This window comes from Methylobacterium sp. GC_Met_3 (assembly GCF_026540775.1).
GTDB lineage: Bacteria > Pseudomonadota > Alphaproteobacteria > Rhizobiales > Beijerinckiaceae > Methylobacterium.
Window position 1 is genome coordinate 1 of the sequence record NZ_JALNUL010000040.1, and the last position, 19,472, is coordinate 19,472.

The 19,472-nt window shown below is 66.0% G+C and carries 20 protein-coding genes; 13 read left to right on the forward strand and 7 right to left on the reverse strand.

The window, feature by feature from the left end; genetic code table 11:
• Window positions 1-319 precede the first annotated feature (319 nt).
• From OXS27_RS26035 to OXS27_RS26055, 5 genes are all read right to left on the reverse strand, one after another.
• A complete protein-coding gene (locus OXS27_RS26035; RefSeq protein ID WP_267359903.1) occupies window positions 320-1,486 on the reverse strand; it encodes a Xaa-Pro peptidase family protein in 1,167 nt (388 codons plus the stop codon).
• A gap of 15 nt (window positions 1,487-1,501) precedes the next feature.
• Complete coding sequence (locus OXS27_RS26040; protein ID WP_267359905.1) at window positions 1,502-2,182, reverse strand: GntR family transcriptional regulator; 681 nt, start codon at window positions 2,180-2,182, stop codon at window positions 1,502-1,504.
• 64 nt (window positions 2,183-2,246) lie between these two features.
• Window positions 2,247-3,056, reverse strand: a complete 810-nt coding sequence (locus tag OXS27_RS26045; RefSeq protein WP_267359908.1) for a transporter substrate-binding domain-containing protein — start codon at window positions 3,054-3,056, stop codon at window positions 2,247-2,249.
• A gap of 66 nt (window positions 3,057-3,122) precedes the next feature.
• Window positions 3,123-3,806 carry an amino acid ABC transporter permease gene (locus OXS27_RS26050; RefSeq protein ID WP_267359910.1) on the reverse strand — a complete coding sequence of 228 codons (684 nt, stop codon included), beginning with the start codon at window positions 3,804-3,806 and terminating at the stop codon, window positions 3,123-3,125.
• Window positions 3,807-3,840: 34 nt separating this feature from the next.
• The gene (locus OXS27_RS26055) at window positions 3,841-4,647 is read right to left on the reverse strand and encodes an amino acid ABC transporter ATP-binding protein (protein ID WP_267359912.1); all 807 of its coding nucleotides are present in this window, start codon (window positions 4,645-4,647) and stop codon (window positions 3,841-3,843) included.
• A 205-nt stretch (window positions 4,648-4,852) separates the two neighbouring features.
• On the opposite strand from OXS27_RS26055, the gene OXS27_RS26060 reads away from it, so the two are divergent.
• Genes OXS27_RS26060 through OXS27_RS26085 form a run of 6 tightly spaced genes read left to right on the forward strand, consistent with a single transcriptional unit; the run spans window position 4,853 to window position 9,246 of the window.
• The gene (locus OXS27_RS26060; protein WP_267359914.1) at window positions 4,853-4,996 is read left to right on the forward strand and encodes a hypothetical protein; all 144 of its coding nucleotides are present in this window, start codon (window positions 4,853-4,855) and stop codon (window positions 4,994-4,996) included.
• Complete coding sequence (locus tag OXS27_RS26065) at window positions 4,993-6,249, forward strand: Zn-dependent hydrolase (protein WP_267359916.1); 1,257 nt, start codon at window positions 4,993-4,995, stop codon at window positions 6,247-6,249. The genes OXS27_RS26060 and OXS27_RS26065 overlap by 4 nt, the downstream gene beginning before the upstream one ends.
• A 26-nt stretch (window positions 6,250-6,275) precedes the next feature.
• Window positions 6,276-7,049 carry a 5-oxoprolinase subunit PxpA gene (locus OXS27_RS26070; RefSeq protein ID WP_267359918.1) on the forward strand — a complete coding sequence of 258 codons (774 nt, stop codon included), beginning with the start codon at window positions 6,276-6,278 and terminating at the stop codon, window positions 7,047-7,049.
• Window positions 7,042-7,767 carry a 5-oxoprolinase subunit PxpB gene (pxpB, locus tag OXS27_RS26075; RefSeq protein ID WP_267359919.1) on the forward strand — a complete coding sequence of 242 codons (726 nt, stop codon included), beginning with the start codon at window positions 7,042-7,044 and terminating at the stop codon, window positions 7,765-7,767. The genes OXS27_RS26070 and pxpB overlap by 8 nt, the downstream gene beginning before the upstream one ends.
• Window positions 7,760-8,794, forward strand: coding sequence for a biotin-dependent carboxyltransferase family protein (locus OXS27_RS26080; protein ID WP_267359921.1), 1,035 nt, complete (start codon window positions 7,760-7,762; stop codon window positions 8,792-8,794). The genes pxpB and OXS27_RS26080 overlap by 8 nt, the downstream gene beginning before the upstream one ends.
• A 38-nt stretch (window positions 8,795-8,832) precedes the next feature.
• The gene (locus tag OXS27_RS26085) at window positions 8,833-9,246 is read left to right on the forward strand and encodes a VOC family protein (protein ID WP_267359923.1); all 414 of its coding nucleotides are present in this window, start codon (window positions 8,833-8,835) and stop codon (window positions 9,244-9,246) included.
• A gap of 276 nt (window positions 9,247-9,522) precedes the next feature.
• Here OXS27_RS26085 and OXS27_RS26090 read toward each other — a convergent pair whose 3' ends face one another.
• Window positions 9,523-10,212 carry an MBL fold metallo-hydrolase gene (locus tag OXS27_RS26090; protein ID WP_267359925.1) on the reverse strand — a complete coding sequence of 230 codons (690 nt, stop codon included), beginning with the start codon at window positions 10,210-10,212 and terminating at the stop codon, window positions 9,523-9,525.
• A 113-nt stretch (window positions 10,213-10,325) separates the two neighbouring features.
• Here OXS27_RS26090 and OXS27_RS26095 point away from each other — a divergent pair, with 113 nt between their 5' ends.
• The 7 genes from OXS27_RS26095 (at window position 10,326) to OXS27_RS26125 (ending at window position 18,851) form a co-directional block, all read left to right on the forward strand.
• The gene (locus OXS27_RS26095) at window positions 10,326-10,961 is read left to right on the forward strand and encodes a TetR/AcrR family transcriptional regulator (protein WP_267359927.1); all 636 of its coding nucleotides are present in this window, start codon (window positions 10,326-10,328) and stop codon (window positions 10,959-10,961) included.
• 1,110 nt (window positions 10,962-12,071) lie between these two features.
• Window positions 12,072-12,419 (forward strand): molybdopterin oxidoreductase, encoded by a 348-nt coding sequence (locus OXS27_RS26100; protein WP_267359929.1) that lies wholly within the window; start codon window positions 12,072-12,074, stop codon window positions 12,417-12,419.
• A gap of 51 nt (window positions 12,420-12,470) precedes the next feature.
• Window positions 12,471-14,918 carry a nitrite reductase large subunit NirB gene (gene nirB / locus OXS27_RS26105; RefSeq protein ID WP_267359931.1) on the forward strand — a complete coding sequence of 816 codons (2,448 nt, stop codon included), beginning with the start codon at window positions 12,471-12,473 and terminating at the stop codon, window positions 14,916-14,918.
• The gene (nirD, locus tag OXS27_RS26110; RefSeq protein WP_267359933.1) at window positions 14,918-15,259 is read left to right on the forward strand and encodes a nitrite reductase small subunit NirD; all 342 of its coding nucleotides are present in this window, start codon (window positions 14,918-14,920) and stop codon (window positions 15,257-15,259) included. Before nirB ends, nirD begins: the two co-directional genes overlap by 1 nt.
• Window positions 15,260-15,374: 115 nt before the next feature.
• Window positions 15,375-15,671 carry a DUF6522 family protein gene (locus tag OXS27_RS32720; RefSeq protein ID WP_267359935.1) on the forward strand — a complete coding sequence of 99 codons (297 nt, stop codon included), beginning with the start codon at window positions 15,375-15,377 and terminating at the stop codon, window positions 15,669-15,671.
• Between the two features lie 896 nt (window positions 15,672-16,567).
• Entirely contained in the window at window positions 16,568-17,422 is an 855-nt protein-coding gene (locus tag OXS27_RS26120) for a hypothetical protein (RefSeq protein WP_267359937.1), read from the forward strand.
• 76 nt (window positions 17,423-17,498) lie between these two features.
• The gene (locus OXS27_RS26125; protein ID WP_267359939.1) at window positions 17,499-18,851 is read left to right on the forward strand and encodes an MFS transporter; all 1,353 of its coding nucleotides are present in this window, start codon (window positions 17,499-17,501) and stop codon (window positions 18,849-18,851) included.
• A gap of 229 nt (window positions 18,852-19,080) precedes the next feature.
• Here OXS27_RS26125 and OXS27_RS26130 read toward each other — a convergent pair whose 3' ends face one another.
• Window positions 19,081-19,362 carry a helix-turn-helix transcriptional regulator gene (locus tag OXS27_RS26130; RefSeq protein ID WP_267359941.1) on the reverse strand — a complete coding sequence of 94 codons (282 nt, stop codon included), beginning with the start codon at window positions 19,360-19,362 and terminating at the stop codon, window positions 19,081-19,083.
• Window positions 19,363-19,472: the final 110 nt, after the last annotated feature.

A 19,472-nucleotide genomic window follows, 5' to 3' on the forward strand; every position in this document is an offset into this window, starting at 1 on the left:
CTAGAACGGGAAGCGGCCGAAGCTACCGAGCAGCGCTGACCTTGAAGCGGAAGTCCTCGGCGTCCGCAAAGGGTCGTGAGCGGGCGGGACTGCGACGTCCGCTCTGATGCCTCTGCCGCTCAGAAGCGGACGGGCAGGAAACCACCCATCTGAGACGTTCGTCCAGGTACTGGGCGGCGGCAGATGCTGGCCGAACGCGGCCGGTCCGGTTCGAAACAGCAGCGAAGAAGCGGACGGTAGCACGCGAGCAAGTTAGTTGCTTTCGCTGCAGCTTCCGGCCTCCATGTTACCTATCAAGACAGCGATGATGTCGGCTGCCTCACCGCAGCGATAGGGTACGGGGTATGTCGGGAAGGGGCTCAACTCCGTTTGCGGTGACGATGACGGTCTCGGATGCGCCGACCGTCCAGGCTCCGTAGCGGCGCAAGGTTGCCGGCAGGTGGAAGACCATGCCGGGCTCGATCGGCCGGTCCTCCCCGGTGAAGAGCGAAAGCAGACCGCCCTCCCCGCAATCCGGGGCGAAGGCGATGCCCATCGAGTAGCCGATTCGCTTGCGGAAGGCCGGGCCGTAGCTCGCCGCATCGATGACGACCTGCGCCGCCGCGTGCGGGGCCGCGCAGGGATGGCCGGGCCGGATCGCCGCGAGCGCCGCGTCGAGGGCGCGCAGGGCGCAGTCTATCATCCGCGATGCCTCGACCGGCGGCGGGCCGATCCAGACGCTGCGCATCAGTGCCGCGTGGTAGCGGGCATGGCTGCCGGCGAGTTCGAGGAAAACCGCGTCGCCCGGCTCCAGCCGGCGCCGCCGCCAGGTCATGTGCGGCAGCCCGCTGCGCGGGCCCGACGCCACCAGGGGCTCCATCGCCATAACCTCGGACCCGGCGGCCGTCGCCGCGGCCAGCATGGCGGCCGCGACGGCGTTCTCGTCGGTGCCCGCCGCGCAGGCGTCGAGCCCCGCGGCGAGCCCAGCCTGCGCGTATCGGGCGGCGGCCCGGATCGCCTCCAGCTCGGCCGCCGACTTCACCGCCCGCAAGGGAGCGAGGAGGCCGGAGCCGTCGGGTAGCGGGTCGCAGCCGAGGGCCGCCTCGATCCGCGCGACGAGCGCCGGCGAGACGAACCAGCCGTCCCGCTCCAGCGCCGGCCTGGCGAGCCCGCGCCCATGCGTGAGCGCCGCCAGGGCCTCGGCCGGGTCGACGCCGTCCGGATAGGCCCGGATGTCGTCGAGCCACGTGTTGGCGGCTGCGCCCGGCAGTTCGAGTTGCCGGACCAAGAGCGCCGGGTCCCCCTCGACCGGCACGAGTAGCGCCTGGAACGCGAAGTAGCCCGCCGTCTGGCGGCCGGTCAGCCAGTAGATCGTCTCCGGGCCGGTCACCACCAGGGCATGGTGGCCAGCCGCCTGGATGGCGGCGCGCGCCGCCGCCTGCCGGGCGGCGAACTCCGCCTCCGGGAAAGCCGCCTCGCGACCGCGCAGGTCGGCAAATTCGTGCATCAGACCGTCTCCGCCTCAGACTTCGCTCAGGCGCCGGATGATGCCCTGCTTGAAGTTCTCGAGATGGGCCGCGATGGCATCCGCCGCCGCGGACGCGTCCTTGGCCCGCAGGGCGGCCACCACCGCGAGGTGCTCGCGATGGACCGCCTCGAACCGCTCGGGCATCCGGCTCAGGTTGAACATCTGCGTCTTGCGCCGCAGGTCCTTGATCGTCTTGGCGAGGATCGTGTTGTGGCTGTGGTCGGCGATCAGCTCGTGGAAGCGCCGATCGACCTCCCAATTGCCCGGCGCGTCGGGATCGCCCGCCGCCAGCAGCGCCTCGCTCTGCCGCTCCAGATCTGCCAGTACGGCGTCGTCGATCCGGCCGGTGGCCAGTACGACGCTCTCCCGCTCGAGCAGGCGGCGGACATGCAGGATCTCGATCAGCTCGCGCAAGGAGAGCTCCTTGACCACGAGCATCCCGCCGGGCTGCCGCTCGATCAGCCCCTCGGTCTCCAACCGCGACATCGCCTCGCGGGTCGGGGTCCGCGAGATGTCGAGCATCTCGGCAAGGCGGCGCTCGTGCAGCACGGTGCCGGCCGGCAGGTCGCGACGGACCAGCATGTCGAGCAGCCGGTCGTAGGCCATCTGCCCGAGGCTCTGCTCGCGCCGGGCACTGAGCGCCGTCGTGTACGACGATGCGTCGAGGGTCTTCATCGCGTCCTCCCGGGGCGGCCGGGCCGCCCCCATTTTCTTGTTCTCTGGCGTTCGCCGCGCCCGCCTACAGGGCGGGCGTGCGGATCGGCTCCTTCGGGGCCGGATCATAGCCGATCAGCGGCGTGACGAGCTTGGCGTAGGTCCCGTCGGCGACCATCTCGGCGAGCGCCTTGTTGACGGCGGCGTGCAGGTTCGGCTTGCCCTTCTTGAGGGCGAAGCCCTTCTGGACCGTGCTGAGCGGGGTCTCAATCATCACGAGCGGCAGTTTGCGGGCCTTAATCGCGTAGTTACCGGCCACCGCGTCGTTGATCACCGCGTCGATGTTGCCGCCGACGAGGTCCTGCATGGCGTCCGCGGCGGTCTTGTAGCTCTTCAGGGTGGCGCCGTGCTCCTCGGCGAGCTTGCCGAAGGTCGAGGCCGAGAGCGCGCCGACGTTGCGCCCCTTGAGATCGTCCGGGCCCTTGATGCCGGTATCCTTGCGGGTGACGATCCGCGCGCCGGACTCGAGCCACCCGTCCGCGAAGGCGACCTGCTTCTGCCGGGCGGCGGTGATGTCCATCGACTCGCTGGTGATGTCGTACTGATCGGCCATCAGGCCGACCAGCAGGGCGTCGAACTTGATGTTGACCGGGCTGTACTCCAGCCCGATCCGCCGGCAGACCTCGCGCATGACCCGGACCTCCAGCCCATCGAGCTCGCCGCTCGGCGCGCGCATGCTGAAGGGCGCGAAGGTGCTGTCGGTCGCCACGATCAGCTTGCCGGGCTCGATCAGCTCCAGCTTGCTCTCGGCCGCGTGGGTCGCGGGAGGGGCGAGGAGTCCGGCGCTGAGGCTTGCGCAGAGGACGGCGAGGGTAAGGATGTGGCGGCGGTTCATGGTGATCTCCGGTCTCGGGACGGGGCGGGAGGTGTCGGCCGCGGCCCGTCCCGCGGCGGGTGAGGCTCAGGACAGGCGGGCGTAGCGCCGCTCGAAATAGGCCGAGAGCTGCGACAGGATCGACGTGAGGCCGAGGTAGATCAGCGCCGCCGCGATGTAGAAGTCGAACGGCCGGAAGGTCGTAGCGATCATGAGCTGTGCGTAGAGGGTCAGTTCCACCACCGTAATCGTCGACAGGAGCGAGGTGTTCTTGACCGCCGAGATCGCCTCGTTGGTCAAGGACGGCAGGATCATGCGGAAGACCTGCGGCAGGACGATCCGCACCATCATGATCCGCGGGTTCATGCCGAGCGCCAGCGCCGACTCGACCTGACCCCGGGGGATCGCCGCGAGACCGGCCCGGATGGTCTCGGCCACGTAGGCGCCGCTGCTGACGCCGAGCGCGATGATGCCGGCGGTGATCGGCGAGAGCTTCACGCCGATCTGCGGCATGCCGAAATACACGATAAACACCTGCACCAGGGTCGGCGTGCCGCGGATGAACCAGACGTAGAAGCTTGCCAGCGCCCGGATCGGCGCGAAGGACGAGCGCTTGCCCAGCGCCCCGAGCAGGCCGCAGACCCAGCTCACCAGGATGCTCGCCACCGTGACGCCGAGCACGACCAGGGTGGCCGAGACGAAGCCGGGCCCATAGGTGACGACCTCGTCCGAGAGGGTGAGCCACCACTCCTGCAACGCCGCGCCGCTCATCGCCGTCCGATCTTCCCGAGGATGCGCCTGCGGCTCATGCCGTCTCTCCGAGCGCGGCGGGCTGGTGCAGCACGCGCCGGAGGAACTGGCGCAGCCGCTCGCTCCGGGGCGCGCCGATGATGTCGTCGGGCGGCCCGTCCTCGGCGATCACGCCGCCGTCGAAGAACAGGGTGCGGGTGCCGACATCCCGGGCGAAGGCCATCTCGTGGGTGACGAGCAGCATCGTCATGCCCTCCGCCGCGAGCGAGCCGATGAGGGCCAGCACCTCGCCGACCAGTTCGGGATCGAGGGCCGAGGTCACCTCGTCGAACAGCATCACCTTGGGCGCCATCGCCAGGGCGCGGACGATCGCCACGCGCTGCTGCTGGCCGCCGGAGAGCTTCGACGGGTAGGCGTACCGCTTCTCGTAGAGGCCGATGCGCTGGAGCAGCGCCTCCGCCTCCGCCACAGCCTGCCGGCGCGGCATCCGCCGCACCCGGATCGGCGCCTCGATAGCGTTCTCCAGCACGGTCATGTGCGGCCAGAGATTGTAGCTCTGGAAGACCATGCCGATCCGGGCGCGCAATGCGCAGAGCTGCTGCGGTGTCGGCTGGCGGCGGGCGCCCTGCTCGTAGTCGAAGGCGAAGCGCTCGAAATCCATGAAGCCGGAGGTCGGCGTCTCCATGAGGTTCAGGCAGCGAAGGAACGTGCTCTTGCCCGAGCCGCTCGCGCCGATGATGGACACGACCTCGCCCTCGCGGATGTCGAGGGAGATGCCCTTCAGGACCTCGTTGGCGCCGTAGCTCTTGTGGAGCTTCCTGATTTTCAGGAGCGGCGGTGCAGCCGTCGCGATCTGAGCCATCGTCGAATCCGAGGTAATGCGGTCATGGCGCGGATCATTGCTCCGATCCGCGACGCAATACGCGCTTAGATGCTGCTTTAACGACTATCAAATCTCTCAGATCAGAGATTTTATTACGACATCGCTTCGGTTCTACATTGCCAGAGCCGCTGCGATGCCTTAGCAAACTCGGTATACCGCCGGCATTCAAGAGGTATTTTTGAGCATGGCTGCCTTCGACATGGTCATCGAGCCTCTGGATCCGGGTTTTGCCTTCGCGGGCGCACCGAACCCGTGCCTCATTGTTCAGCCGATTGGCCGGATCAGCCCGGCGCGGCGGGCGGATGTGCGCGGCGGACAGACGGCATGACCGACCTCGCGATCGACCCGGATTTCTGCGAACGCCTGTTCGCCGAGCTCCTGTCCTTCAGCCAGGACGCGCCGGGCGTGACGCGGGCGGCCTATGGCCTCGGCGAGGAGCGCGCCCATGCCCTGATGCGGGCCACCGGGCTGGCGCTCGGGCTCACCGCCGAGACCGACGCGGCCGGCAACCTGTTCCTGACCATGGCGGGGCGCGACCTGGCGCTGGCGCCCTGGATGGTCGGCTCACACGTCGACACGGTGCCCCACGGCGGCAATTTCGACGGGGCGGCGGGCGTGATCGGCGGCCTCGCGGCCGTGGAGGCCCTGCGCCGCGCGGAGATCGTGCCGGCGCGTCCGGTCACGGTGGCGGTGTTCCGGGCCGAGGAGAGCGTGTGGTTCCCGGCCTCCTATGTCGGCAGCCGGGCCGCCTTCGGCCTGCTGCCGCCGAAGGTGCTGGACCTGCCCCGCGCCGATACCGGCCGAAGCCTGCGCGACCATATGGCCGAACTCGGCCTGCGGCCGGAGGCGGTGGCGCGGGGCGAGCGGCTGCTCGATCCGGCGCGGATCTACGGCTTCGTGGAGATGCATATCGAGCAGGGGCCGGCGCTGGAGGCAGCCGGGATCCCGGTGGGCTTCGTCACGGCGATCAGCGGCAGCTTCCGCTACCGCAAGGCCGCCTGCTTCGGCCGCTACGGCCATTCCGGCGCCGTGACGCGCAGTGAGCGCAGCGACGCCGTCTTCGCCCTGGCCGACCTGATCACTGCGCTGGATGTTCTCTGGGGAACCCTGGAGGCGGAGGGCTGCCCGGCCACGATCACGCTGGGTGAGGTCGCCACCGATCCGGTCCAGCACGCCTTCGCCAAGATCCCCGGCGAGGTCCGGTTCTGCCTCGACGTGCGCAGCACCGAGCCTTCCGTCCTGGATCGGATCGAGGCGGCGCTTGCCGAGCGCATCGCCGCGATCGAGGCCACCCGCAAGGTGCGCTTCGTCCTCGGCGAGTGCACCGGCAGCACCCCGGCGCGGATGAGCGCCGCGCTGGTCGAGGCCCTGTCCGGCAACGCGCGCCGCCTCGGGATGCCGTTCCGCACGATGGCCAGCGGGGCGGGGCACGACGCCGCGGTGCTCGCCGGCCAGGGCGTGCCGAGCACGATGATCTTCATCCGCAACCAGAACGGCAGCCACAACCCCGACGAGGCGATGCGGATCGCCGATCTCTGCGCGGCCGCAACCCTGGTGGCCCATCTCGTCGCCGAAGCCTGACGCCGCGCGCAAGAAAGGATGCACCGATGATCGTCGATCTGAACTGCGACATGGGCGAGGGCTTCGGCGTCTACCACCTGGGCGACGATGCCGAGATGCTGAGCGTGGCGACCTCGGCCAACATCGCCTGCGGCTTCCACGCCGGCGACCCGCTGGTGATGCACGAGACTCTGAGCCGCGCTGCCGCCAACGGCGTCCAAGCCGGCGCCCATCCGAGCTTCCTCGACCTCTGGGGCTTCGGCCGGCGGCCGATCCACGGCGAGCGCCCGGCCGACATCGAGAAGGCGGTGCTCTACCAAGTCGGCGCCCTGCTGGCGCTCGCCCAGGATGCCGGGTGCCCGGTGCGCCACGTGAAGACCCATGGGGCGATGGGCAACATGGCCAACGAAGATGCCGACCTCGCGCTCGCGGTGGCGCGGGCGATCCGCACCCTCGACCGCGACCTGATCTTCGTGGTGATGCCGGGCCTGGAGACCGAGCGCGCCGGCGAGAAACTCGGGCTGCCGATCGCGCGCGAGATCTACGCCGACCGCGCCTACGCGGATGACGGCACCTTGGTCTCGCGCAAGCTCCCCGGCGCCGTGCTGCACGATCCTGATTCCGTCTCGGAGCGCGTGGCGCGGATGCTGGAGGACGGGGTGATCACCTGCCTGTCCGGGCGGCGCATCCCGACCCGGATCGACACGGTCTGCGTCCACGGGGACACACCCGGCGCGGTCGCCATGGCCCACCGCCTGCGGGCGGAGTGCGCCGCCAAGGGGATCGCCCTGCGCCCGATGGCCGAGGTGCTCGGTGTCTGAGCCCGGCTACCGCCTCCTCGATTGCGGCGACAGGGCGCTCACGGTGGAACTCGGCAGCGCGGTCGACCCCGCTGTCAACGCGCAGGTCATCGCCCTCGACGCGGCGCTCCGCGGCGCCGGGCCGCCGGGGCTCCTGGAGACGGTGCCGACCTACCGCTCGCTCCTCGTCCTCTACGACCCGGACCTGCTGCCCCGGGCCGACCTCGCCGCGCTGATCGCCGCGCACTGGCCGCTACCAGACGGAGCGGCGGGGGCGCTGCGCCGCTGGCGGGTGCCGGTCCATTACGGCGGCGCCGACCTCGCCGACCTTGCCGCCGGGGCCGGGCTCAGCCCCGAGGAGGTGGTCGCGCTCCATGCCGGCCGCGACTACCGCGTCTACATGATCGGGTTCGCCCCCGGCTTCGCCTATCTCGGCGGCCTCGATCCTCGGCTCCACGCGAGCCGGCGCACCGATCCCCGGCCCAAGATCCCGGCGGGCAGCGTCTCGATCGGTGGGAACCAGACGGGCGTGTCGCCGCCCTTGGAGCTGCCGAGCGGCTGGCAGCTCATCGGCCGCACGCCCGCGCGCTCCTACGATCCGGCCCGGGCCGAGCCGTTCCTGTTCGCGGCTGGCGACCTGATCCGGTTCGAGCCGATCGACCGCGCCGCCTTCGACGCCCTCAGCGAGGCCGCCCATGCCGGCGAGACCGTCGCCACCCTGGAGCAGATCGATGCCTGAGGGCCTGCGCGTCATCGCCCCCGGCGTGTCTTCGACCCTGCAGGATGCCGGTCGGCCGGGCTACCTCCGCTACGGCATCTCGGGGTCCGGCGCGATGGATCCCGACCTGCTCGCCCTGGCCAACGGCCTCGTTGGCAACCCGCTCGACGCCGCGGTGATCGAGATGGCGATGGTCGGTCCGACCCTCGTCTGCGAGACGGAGACCTGCCGCGTCGCCCTCGCCGGGGCGCCCTTCGCGATGAGCCTGAACGGCCGCGCCCTAGACCCGTTCACCGCCCACGACCTGCGGCGGGGCGACCGGCTCGTCCTCGGCGGCCCGGCGCAGGGCCTGCGCGCCTGCCTCGCGGTCGCCGGGGGCTTCGCCGTCGCGCCGATGCTCGGCAGCGTGGCGACCCACACCCGCACCCGTCTCGGCGGCCTCGACGGCAATCCCCTGGCCGCGGGCGACCTGCTGCCCCTCGCCGCGCCCGCGCCCCGCGACCGTCCACTGACCCTGCCGACGGCCCACCGGCCTACCTTCGGCGGCCCGATCCGGGTGGTTCTTGGGCCGCAGGCCGACGGCTTCACCGAGGACGGACTGCGGACCTTCCTGTCCGCACCCTACACCCTCACCGCCCGCGCGGACCGGATGGGCTGCCACCTCGACGGGCCGCCGATCGCCCACGCGGACGGCTTCAACATCGTCTCGGACGGGATCGTGAACGGCTCGATCCAAGTGCCTGGCCACGGGCGCCCGCTGATCCTGCTGGCCGACCGTCACACCACCGGCGGCTACCCCAAGATCGCCACCGTGATCTCGGCGGATCTCGGCCGCCTCGCGCAGGTGCGGCCCGGCGAGACGATCCGGTTCGAGGCCGTCGCCGTCGAGGAGGCTCAGGCCATCGCCCGCGCGGCGCGGCGCAGCCTGGCCACGCGACTGGCGGCGCTTGTGCCGGCCGGCGGTGGCGATCTCGACAGCGCCTTCTTGCTGTCCTGCAACCTTGTCGGCGGCGTCGTCTCGGCGAGTGCCCTCGATCCGGCGCCCTGAAGACGCAGTTCCCTATCTGACGAAAAGAGAGATTATCGATGCTCACGCCGTTCCATCTCGCCTACCACGTCACCGATCTCGACGCGGCCCGTCGCTTCTACGGCGGCGTCCTCGGCTGCCAGGAGGGCCGCAGCACCGAGACCTGGGTTGATTTTGACTTCTTCGGCCATCAGCTCTCGCTGCACCTAGGCGAGCCCTTCGCCACCAGTCGAAGCGGGACCGTCGGCAACCATAAAGTGATGATGCCGCATCTGGGCGTGGTGCTGCCGCTCGACGCCTGGGAGGCGCTCGCCGGCCGCATCGAGGCGGCTGGCATCGCCTTCGACATCCCGCCGGTCGTCCGCTTCGCCGGTCAGCCCGGCGAGCAGCGCACGATGTTCTTCTTCGACCCAAGCGGCAACCCGATCGAGATCAAGGGCTTCCGGGATCTCGCTGGCGTGTTCGCCCACTGAAGGACGCCTATTCTCCATGTCTGCTTTGAGAAAACGCTTCGCACCTCTCGAATGACCGCAATGGGCGCAAAGCCGAATGGCCGGTTTTGCGCGCCTTGACGATTTGGCATGACGGGGTCGGGCCGAAAGCGGAACGACCGCTTCGGAGCAGGGCCGCCGGAAGAGCGGACAGCCTCCTACCGACTCAAGTCGGTCGTGCAGGCTACCGCCAGCCAGTCCGGAAAGCAGTCGCAGGTCTACTCCCCGTCCCTATGGCCTCTGGCCTATACTTGAGGGTCAGCGTCGCGCGACGAAGCGCTGGAGCTTGCCGGGGCCATTCTCGATGATAGCTTTGCCATGCCCGAACGCGACCGCTTGGAAATCGAGCGCAGCGAGTTTGCGTTGGCTTGCTCGACCTTCCGCCTCATCTTCAAAGGCGATCGGATCACTCACGCCCAGGATGTGGATGAACGTGTCACCGCCGAGCAAGAGCCGTCTACCCTGCCACATCAGTGCGACTTGTCCGGCGCAATGACCGGGCACATGGATGGCCTGCAAACCGCCCAGGATCGGTAGCGTCTCGCCATCGGCGATGTGTTGGTCGATCCGAAAGGGTTCCATTCGCTCGTTCTGGTTCCAAACGAGCTTGTACATCAGCGCGTGCACGAGACCAGGCGCAGGGGCCATCGGCCGGAACGGACCGCCGCTCTCCGCCAGCGGTACATCGGCGGCATGCATGTAGGTTCGTGCGCCGGTCGCGCGGACGATAGCTGCTGCGCTCCCAATGTGGTCGGGATGACCATGCGTGAAGACAAGGTGCTTCAGGTCGGTCGGACGGCGGCCAAGCGCGCTGATTGCGTCGAAGACGATCTGCTCCTTGCCGGGGAAACCCGCGTCGATCAGAGCCAGTTCGCTGCCCTGCTTGAGCAGGATGGCGTTGGCGTTGCCCAGCGTCAACAGCCATGCATCCACGACGATCTGCTTCATGATCCTGACCTCTGCGTCGTTGCTCTGAGCAGGATGCGCGCCCGCCAAGATCGTGTTACCATTGTCAACATACGCCGAATGTTACCATCGTCAACACGTCGCACGAGGTTCTCGTGAACACATCCGCGTCAACCGCGCCGTATCACCATGGCGATCTACGCCGTGCCCTTCTCGACAGCGCCACGGCGATCCTGACAGAAACGGGTCGGTGGGACTTCTCGCTGCGTGAGGTCGCCCGTCGCGCCGGGGTGAGCCATGCAGCCTCCTACCGGCACTTCACCGATAAGGAGGCGCTGATCGCCGCAGTGGCACTCACGGGCTACGAGGCACTGCACGCACGCATGACCGCTGCGATCGATGAAGCCTCGGGCGCGATCGAGACCCTGCGGGCCATCGGGCAAGCCTACATCGGGTTCGGCGTGGCGAACCCAGCCCTCTACCGGCTGATGTTCGGACAAGCGCTGCCCAGCATCGAGGGCCTTCCGCCAGCGGTTTTGGCTGCCCTCACGGAGGCGCGCGCAGTGCTGCGGGGCGTGATCCTAAACGGTGCGCGCGTGGGCGCACTAGCAATCGACCCGGAGGATGAGCAGGAGGTTGCGGTGGCAGTCGTTACCGCATGGTCTCTGGTTCACGGGTTTACGCTGCTGACAATCGACCGTGTCGTGGACCGCGAGGTTCGACCCCAGGTGAACGACGCCTTGGCGGCCCGCGTGGCCGAGCGCCTGATTATCGGCCTGTTGCCGACTTGAGGCATCATCTGGGTCTAGGGTCGATCTGCCTGAATGTCGTGATCGCCTTCCGGCGCGAGCGGGCACTGATGTCCGCGTTAGCGTTTGGATCGCCCGAAACCAGACCTTCGGAAATCCACCCAACCCAGCCGTTCAAAGGCGACCGCTAATTTAGCTGGGCCCTGGCCGAAACCAAACGGTCGGTTTCGGAGCAGTTGGCCGGAAAAGAGGATGGCCTCATATCGACTGGCTTTATCTTTGCTCCGCGGAAATCGCGTGGCTGTCCGCGCGATGAGATGTGAAGCTGCCCGTGAGTGACGACGTCGAATGGGCGTTTGTGCCCGAGTACATGAAGCCTGGCGCCCCTTTTGATGGCGTGCCTGTGCTCCTGCGGCTGACTGTCAGCCGCGCCGAGTTCGAGGCTAGCTTTACACAGCCCAGCGCCGCTTCGACCGACCCTAGCAACACGCAGATGATCCAACAAAGCTGGGCACGATCCGATGGGCAACCCATGCCAGAGCACGATCCGCCGCGGTTCTGGAGGTCAATCTGAGCCGCCTACTCCCTTCTATACCAGCCTGACCATAATGTGATTGCGCAGGAACCTCATAGAATTTGCTATTACGTGCATGTTACTGATGCCGGCAAAGTGAGCAAATGCCTCTCGTGGAAGGCAGTTGGCTTAAAATTGTTGCTCGACGATAGCCAAATATAGATTAGCGTTCCAACTTGGAACGGTACCAAACAGTCGTTTCTTACAGCCAGGTTCTGGCTGGTCGCCGATATTTTGCGATCGGCTCATACAATTCCCGGTCCGGGGATAGTTCAGACATGGGCATCCCGTGCAAGCTGTGCGGGCGAGCCATGGATGGCGCTCAACTATGGATGTGGCGCATGTCGTATGAGAGGACTTGAGATGCAAATACTGATGGACGAACTAACTAGACTATTGAAAACTTTACCCCGAAAAACTGTTGTAAAATATTGCTAGATACGCCCACGCGATCCGCTCGACCTCTCGACAACTGCTGCCTCGCTTCAGCGATCAGCCTCTACTCTTCAGTGTGACGTTCCTGCATCGCAGGAATGCCACGCGGTTACGGCTCTGAGCCTCAGCCAAGGAGCAGCATCATGGAATCTATCCCGAAGTTCCTTCAGGGCGTATTCGATTACTCGGGTGCCGGACTCGACCGATCAGCCCTCCTGGCCTCGACGCTGATCTACACGGTTCCGAGCTCCAAGCGCGCGCAGTTCGTCTATCTGCGTGCCGGCAATTCAGGGTCGGAATTGGTCTGCCTCTCGCTCGTCATCGCCGGAAAAGCCGCCCGCTACCTGCCGGTCGGCGCCAAGGCCGGCATGAACGTGCCTTTGACCATCGTTGAAGACTTGCCGCCGGACACGAAGGTCGAGATCCACCTGTCCGCCCCCGAGGGAGCAACGGGTCAGGTCGTGATCGACGTCGGCCTCCTCGAAATCTGAGCGCTAGCAAACAGACGGATCGTCATCCGAGCGGCGGAGCAGGACGGGCCTATGAGCAAACAGAAACTAGTGGTCGTCGGTAACGGCATGGCCGGCGCGCGTGCCGTCGAGGAGGTGCTGGCGCGGGGCGGCGCCGAGATGTTCGACATCGTGATGTTCGGCGACGAGCCCCACGGCAATTACAACCGTATCCTGCTCTCCGAGATCCTGAACGGGACCCAGGACGCCGACGGGATCACCATGAATCCGCTGTCTTGGTATGCCGAGAACGGCATCACGCTCCATGCCGGTCATCGCGTCGAGAAGATCGACCGCGCGGCCAAGGTAGTGATCTCGAATGGAGGCGTGCGGGCGCGCTACGACAAGCTGATGATCGCTACCGGCAGCCGCGCCTTCATCCCGCCCATGCAGGGGGTGCGGATGGAGGACGGCAGCCTCAAGCCCGGCGTTTTCGGCTACCGGACCATCGCGGATTGCCAGCAGATCGTCGACTACGCCCGACGCAGCAAGATCGCTGTCACAATCGGCGGCGGCCTTCTCGGCCTTGAGGCCGCCCGCAGCATGACCGTACTGGGCTGCGAGTCGCACGTGGTCCATCTCGCCGGTCACCTCATGGAAATGCAGCTCGACGTGGCCGCAGGCGGCATCCTGAAGAAGACCATCGAGGGCATGGACATCCGGGTCCACACGTCGAAGCTCACCACTGAAGTTCTGGGCACCGACAAGGTCGAAGGGCTACGGTTCAAAGACGGCACTGAACTGCCGTGCGACCTCGTCCTCGTCGCGGCCGGAATTCGGCCGAACTCTGAGATTGGCCAATTATCGGGGCTGACTGTCGAACGAGCCATCGTCGTCAACGACCATATGCAGTCTCTCGACGACCGCGACATCTACGTGGTCGGGGAGTGCGCGCAGCACCGCGGGCGCCTCTACGGCTTGGTAGCGCCTCTCTACGAGCAGGCAAAGGTTTTCGCCGAGCACGTCACCCGAACCAACGTTGACGCGGCCTATCACGGCTCCAAGCTCGCCACGAAACTAAAGGTGATGGGTGTCGAGCTGGCCTCGATGGGCATCACCGATCCCACGGACGACAACGACGAGGTCGTGCAGTTTACCGAGCCGAAGCGCGGTACCTACAAGAAGCTGATCGTGCGCGACGGCCGGCTCGTCGGCGGCATCCTGATGGGCGACATCGGCAAGGCGCCGTTTCTGATGCAGGCCTTCGCGCAGGACGCGCCGCTCCCTGAGGAGCGGCTGTCGCTGATGTTCGACCTCGGCACGCCCTCCGCCAAAGTCACCTACGACGAGATGCCGGCTGAGACCCAGGTCTGCAACTGCAACGGCGTGACCAAGGCGGGTATCGCCGCTTCTGTTGTGGCCGGCGCCAGCAGCTCCAAGGCAGTGATGGCCCAGACTCGCGCCGGCATGGGTTGCGGCGCCTGTAAGGGCGAGGTGACCGAACTCGTCTCGTGGCTCCTGGGCGGTGAGGTCGAGGAGGATCCGTCCCTCCACTACTACGTGCCGACTATCCCAATGCGGAAGCCCGAGCTGATGCGGGAGGTGGTCGCCCGCGGCCTCAAGTCGGTCTCCTCGGTGTTCCGCGAGCTGGGGAATGGCGAGGTGGATCCCAGCGCGAAGCCTGCGCTCGCCTCCTTGCTGATCACCGTCTGGAAGGGCGAGTACGAGGATGAGCGCGACGCGCGCTTCATCAACGACCGCGTTCACGCCAACATCCAAAAGGACGGCACATTCTCGGTGATCCCGGAGATGCCCGGGGGCGTCTGTACGCCGGACGAACTGGTGCGCATCGGGCAGGTCGCACAAAAGTACAACGTCCCGTTGGTGAAGCTGACCGGCGGGCAGCGCGTCGACCTCGTCGGCCTCAAGAAGGATGATCTGCCCAAGATCTGGAGCGATCTCGGCTTCAAAGCGGGCTACGCCTGGGGCAAAAGCTATCGAACCTGCAAGAGCTGCATCGGCACTGACTTCTGCCGCTTCGGCCTCGGCGACTCCATGGGCTTCGCCCAGCGCATCGAGCGCCGCTACCGCGGCATCGACAGTCCGGCCAAGCTGAAGCTCGCGACCGCCGGCTGCCCGCGCAACTGCTCCGAGGCCTACGTGAAAGACGTCGGCTTCGTCGCGGTCGGCGACGGCAAGTGGGAGATCTACGTCGGCGGGGCCGCCGGGGCCCACATCCGCAAAGGCGACCTGCTGTTCACCGCAAAAGATGAGACTGAGGCGATGCTGATCGGCAGCCGCTTCATGCAATTTTACCGCGAGAACGCGAAGTGGAAGGAGCGGACCTACACCTTTATGGAGCGGATTGGCCTGGAGCGCGTCCGCGCCGTCGTGGTGGAGGACAGCGAGGGAATTTGCGCCGATCTCGACGCGGCCATGGAGGCCTCGATCGCCGCCACGGTGGATCCGTGGCTCGAGGCGGTGGCGCCAAAGACTGCCAACCAGTTCACCTCCGTCATCCCCGCCAAGGAGGACGTATGATGGCCTCCACCGAAGTGCTGCTCGGTTCCATCGACCAGATCCCCAAGGGTGAGGGACGCAACTTCCGGGTCGCCGACCTAGAGATTGCCGTGTTCCACACGGCCGAAGGCGCAGTGTACGCAACCCAGGCTTTCTGCCCCCACCGGCAGGGGCCCCTGGCTGATGGGCTGCTCGGCGGGACCACACTGATGTGCCCGCTGCATGACCGGACCTTCGATCTGAGGTCCGGCTGCGGCACGAGCCACGAGCAACTCGGCCTCGCCACTTACCCGACCCGGGTCAGCGATGGCGAGATCTGGCTGCATCCGGTGCCATCGCCGGCCCGGGAGGCGGCTGAATGAAGGCTGGGGCCGGAGCCGAGCGGCTGCTCGGATACGACGAGAGCAGCTCGAGCACGCACATCACCATGCGTGGGCTGTCATAGGAAACTATTGTTCCGGGTGTGGAGAGCAATGCGTGCGCCTCGATCTCGACGAGCAGGGTGGTTGGCTCGTTGCGCCTGCGGAGTTGGCGCACCGCCTCGGCATGAGCGAGTGGGCCTTGCGGCGTCAGGCAGGTCTTGGCCGCATCGACAGCCGTCTTGATCGTGGCTACGGCCGAGACGCGGGACGCTCGCGTGTGACGGTCATCGTCGGCAAGTGCGGTTGGCAGGGCATCTTTCGCGCTGATGGCTGCTTAGTCTCCGAATTCCGATGGGAGCCGCAGCCGAGCGCGGCAGCGAACAACGGGTGCAGACCGTCACAGGCGGTCTGAGTGAACCTAGATCTATCGTCCCGGCCGGCGGACTGAACGACGCGAGCCCTCCTACCCGTCGCCTCGGCTCGCCGGCAGCGCATATTGAGGCCGGCCGACGCCGCCAGCGGCTGCACCGACCCTACCCTTGCCGTTCGTGCTCCGCGCCGCCCGGTCCGATCAACGCAGGCTTCGCCGTGAGCGTGAGCTTTGCCCAATCGGATCGACGATGCCATGTACGTCCAGTTTCCGAATGTTGCCGAGTTCGCCTGAACGGTGAGAACGTGCGCACAGCGGTCGAATGAAGCTGGCCAACAGCGACCAGACTGCTTTTAAATTGAAAAGGTTAGAGCAGGCACCGCGACTGGCGCGATGGCTACGTCTGGCTCATTCATGATTCCGATGCATAAGTAGTCGACAGAAATTCCCGACAGCAAGACGCGCGGTTCGACGTCGGCGCCTCATAGTACTTGAGCTCATCACATATTTCGAGACGCCGACCCGACAAGGTCGCCTAATCACTAAAAATAAGCGGTTTGGTACGCGATAACCAGTGGCCTGCGCCGTGCGGGTATCGTCAAGCTGAACCATGACCAGCGATAGCCCCATGCACAAGATGCCGCAGTCGAATCGTTAATATCCTATGTTTGCGGCACGATCCCTGCTTCTCAACTTACAGACGCAGCGCAGCGTTCGACGAGTCCCGCGTATCACCCCACGTTCACGCCGCCGTGAACCGAAGTGTGCTCATTTCGCCGGCACGTTAGACTGATCTGGCCGCATATTACTTCTCGAATGAAGCACTGACGCAGCGTCGCGTCCTTCAGCTTATATGTTCGACTTGACGTCACGTGTTGGCGAACGCGTACTCGTGCGCGAAATACGCAATCTTATTTGTATCGGTATGGAGAAAATTCATGTCTGGACAAGTTACGCTCGAGGACAATCATAGCCTGCTCATCAAAAACTCGGGCATGCTGCAATCGAATGCCGCAACTTTGAAAAGCAATCACGAGCTGCTGGAAGCCAACCACGACACCGTCGGTGCCAACAGCACGGCACTCAAGAGTAACAACAAGATCCTCGCCGCCAACGCCGAGACGATCAGCGAGAACCACGCCGCGCTTGAGGCCAATAAGAGCGCGCTGAAAAGCAATCATCAGTCCCTTCTCGGGAACACCTCAGCGATCAAGGCCAACTCGACCGTCGTGCAGGCCAACAAGACCGCGATCGCGGGCAACAGCGATAAGCTTGGCGAGAATGCCGAGGCTTTAGCGAAGAACGCCTCGGTCCTCGAAGCCAACAGCGCAACGGTCACGGGCAACAGCGAAGCTCTGGCCGCCAACCACACCCTTTTGGAAGCGAACAAGACTCTTCTGAGTGGCAACAAGAAGGCGCTAGACGCCAATGCCGGTACGCTTGCCTCGAACCATCATACCATCGAGGCGAACAAGGCCAAACTCGATGGCAACCACACTCTGCTTGAGAGCAACCACGCGCTGATGAGCGGCAACCACTCGTTGCTCGAAGGTAATAAGGAAGCCATCGAAGCCAACTCTGAGAAAATCGCCACCAATACCGATGCACTGATGAAGAACCAGTCTGTCGTGAAGGCTAATGCCGCTACGCTCGCCGAAAACGCCGAGGTGATGGCCTCCAACCACGCGCTGATGGAGTCGAATGCCCGGCTCCTGAAGTCCAATGCCGAGATGATGCGCTCGAACCACGAGTTGCTGGTTGCGATCGCCCACAAGCTCGGCGTCGCCGCCTGAGGTCGTCTGCCCCCGTGCGCGGCGCCAATCGCGCACGGGACCTTGTGCCCTTTCACTGCACTTAGGGAGCCCCGTCATGGCCTCGCAGAAGGCGATCCGGATCGATCTTTTCAGTCTCAAGACCCCGCAGATGTGCGCCTTCCACCTGACCTGGATGGCGTTCTTCGTATGCTTCTTTGCGTGGTTTGCGACCGCACCGCTGATGCCGATTATAGGCGCTGATCTCAAGCTGACGAGTGGAGAGATCTACAACATCACTATCGCAGGTGTGTTCGCGACCATCCTGGCCCGCATGGTCATCGGGCCGATGTGCGACAAGTATGGGCCGCGCATCACGTATACGATCCTCCTAGCGCTAGGTTCACTGCCAGTGTTTGGGATCGCCTTCGCCTGGGACTACACCTCGTTCCTGGTGTTCCGTCTCCTCATCGGCATCATCGGCGCGAGCTTCGTCGTCACCCAGTATCATACCTCGGTGATGTTCGCGCCGAACGTCGTCGGAACCGCCAACGCCACCGTCGGAGGCTGGGGTAATGTTGGCGGTGGCTTCACACAGAGCGTGATGCCGCTCGTGGTCGGGGGTGTCGTCGCCTTCGGCGTCAGCGAGGGTACCGGTTGGCGCTACTCGATGATCGTGCCGGGCGTGCTCATGCTGGTCATGGCAGGCCTGTACTGGCGGTTCACGCAGGACACCCCCGAGGGCAACATCCCCGATCTGCGCCGCCAGGGGATCTCCGTTGATAGTGGCAAGAAGGGCGGCTGGGACGTGATGAAGACTGCCGCGCAGAACTATCGCGTCTGGCTGCTAGCGGCCTGCTACGCAGCCTCGTTCGGCGTCGAGCTGTTCGTCCACAGCATCGCGGTAACCTACTTCTACGACCATTATCACCTCTCGGTGGTAGATGCCGGCTACGCGGTGGGCGCCTTCGGACTGCTGGCGCTGTTCGCGCGCGCTCTCGGCGGCCTGCTGTCGGATCGCGTTGCTCGCACCAACGGCCTCGACGGACGCATGTGGCTGCTGTTTGGCCTAATGATGGGGGAAGGCATCTTCCTCGTCGCCTTCTCGCAGGCGGGGGCGGTAGGCCTGGCGATCGCGGCCATGCTCGTGTTCGGCCTGTTCACGCACATGGCGTGCGGCTCGCTCTACGCGCTCGTGCCATTCATCGACCGCAAAGTGCTTGGTGGCGTGGCTGGCATTATCGGCGCGGGGGGAAACATCGGCGGCGTCGCAGCCGGCTTCCTGCTTCGAGGAACCGGCAACGTGCAGCTTTGCTTCCTCATCCTCGGCGGTGCCGCGATCGCGTGTGCGTGCGGAGCGGCGCTGATCCGGTTCTCGATCAAGCACAAGCAGGACGAGCAGGCGCTCTACGACGCAGCCGTCGAGCAGCGTCGGGCCTTAGTGGGCGGCGGCGGGCCCGCCATGGCGTGATACTTCGCCGACCCGGAGCGCATCGGCGGGAATCAACAGCCCACGCTCATGCGCTCCGGGCGCGGGCGCATCATTGTGGTCAATCGCAAGGAGCTGCGGCAGTTGGAAGTGAAGACAGCCGGCGATGTCCGCTTCGGAGGAGTTGCTTGCTACCTTTGAATGACTGGGTTGGGCGCAAAGCCGAAGGTCCGGTTTCTGCGCCGAGTAGCCGGTAGGGTCGGATCAGCCATCATGGCACGGTATCGCCCGCCACCTCCACACCGTCCGGATCGAGCAGCCGAGCGAACAGCTTGAGTGGGTCGGCTTCGATCGCACGGGCGATGGCGATGAACTCGACAAGGTCGAGGCGACGCTCTCCGCCCTCGTACTTGGCCACGAACGATTGAGGGCTGTCCAGCCGCTGGGCGAGCTGGTGCTGGGTCAGGCCGACGCGGTGGCGTTCCTGCTTGAGCAGCGTCACCAACCGGGCGTGCTCGAGGGTGCGGAGGGACTTTCGAAGGGTCTTGTCCATGCGCCCGGTCCGGAGCGCAGCGGGGATCTGACGATTCTGGGATCATCCCAGATCGGGATTATTCGCTGGACGGTGCCGCCGAGTGGAGCGACACCGACCCACGCTCGAGC

What these genes read in the sequence shown, in the direction of transcription:
- OXS27_RS26100 (WP_267359929.1), top strand. Translation starts at nt 12,072, where the DNA reads ATGGAATCTATCCCGAAGTTCCTTCAGGGCGTATTCGATTACTCGGGT.
- OXS27_RS26070 (WP_267359918.1), top strand. Translation starts at nt 6,276, where the DNA reads ATGATCGTCGATCTGAACTGCGACATGGGCGAGGGCTTCGGCGTCTAC.
- nirB (WP_267359931.1), top strand. Translation starts at nt 12,471, where the DNA reads ATGAGCAAACAGAAACTAGTGGTCGTCGGTAACGGCATGGCCGGCGCG.
- OXS27_RS26120 (WP_267359937.1), top strand. Translation starts at nt 16,568, where the DNA reads ATGTCTGGACAAGTTACGCTCGAGGACAATCATAGCCTGCTCATCAAA.
- nirD (WP_267359933.1), top strand. Translation starts at nt 14,918, where the DNA reads ATGGCCTCCACCGAAGTGCTGCTCGGTTCCATCGACCAGATCCCCAAG.
- OXS27_RS26085 (WP_267359923.1), top strand. Translation starts at nt 8,833, where the DNA reads ATGCTCACGCCGTTCCATCTCGCCTACCACGTCACCGATCTCGACGCG.
- OXS27_RS26080 (WP_267359921.1), top strand. Translation starts at nt 7,760, where the DNA reads ATGCCTGAGGGCCTGCGCGTCATCGCCCCCGGCGTGTCTTCGACCCTG.
- OXS27_RS26050 (WP_267359910.1), bottom strand. Translation starts at nt 3,806, where the DNA reads ATGAGCGGCGCGGCGTTGCAGGAGTGGTGGCTCACCCTCTCGGACGAG.
- OXS27_RS26090 (WP_267359925.1), bottom strand. Translation starts at nt 10,212, where the DNA reads ATGAAGCAGATCGTCGTGGATGCATGGCTGTTGACGCTGGGCAACGCC.
- OXS27_RS26055 (WP_267359912.1), bottom strand. Translation starts at nt 4,647, where the DNA reads ATGGCTCAGATCGCGACGGCTGCACCGCCGCTCCTGAAAATCAGGAAG.
- OXS27_RS26130 (WP_267359941.1), bottom strand. Translation starts at nt 19,362, where the DNA reads ATGGACAAGACCCTTCGAAAGTCCCTCCGCACCCTCGAGCACGCCCGG.
- OXS27_RS26060 (WP_267359914.1), top strand. Translation starts at nt 4,853, where the DNA reads ATGGCTGCCTTCGACATGGTCATCGAGCCTCTGGATCCGGGTTTTGCC.
- OXS27_RS26040 (WP_267359905.1), bottom strand. Translation starts at nt 2,182, where the DNA reads ATGAAGACCCTCGACGCATCGTCGTACACGACGGCGCTCAGTGCCCGG.
- OXS27_RS26035 (WP_267359903.1), bottom strand. Translation starts at nt 1,486, where the DNA reads ATGCACGAATTTGCCGACCTGCGCGGTCGCGAGGCGGCTTTCCCGGAG.
- OXS27_RS26125 (WP_267359939.1), top strand. Translation starts at nt 17,499, where the DNA reads ATGGCCTCGCAGAAGGCGATCCGGATCGATCTTTTCAGTCTCAAGACC.
- OXS27_RS26045 (WP_267359908.1), bottom strand. Translation starts at nt 3,056, where the DNA reads ATGAACCGCCGCCACATCCTTACCCTCGCCGTCCTCTGCGCAAGCCTC.
- OXS27_RS26065 (WP_267359916.1), top strand. Translation starts at nt 4,993, where the DNA reads ATGACCGACCTCGCGATCGACCCGGATTTCTGCGAACGCCTGTTCGCC.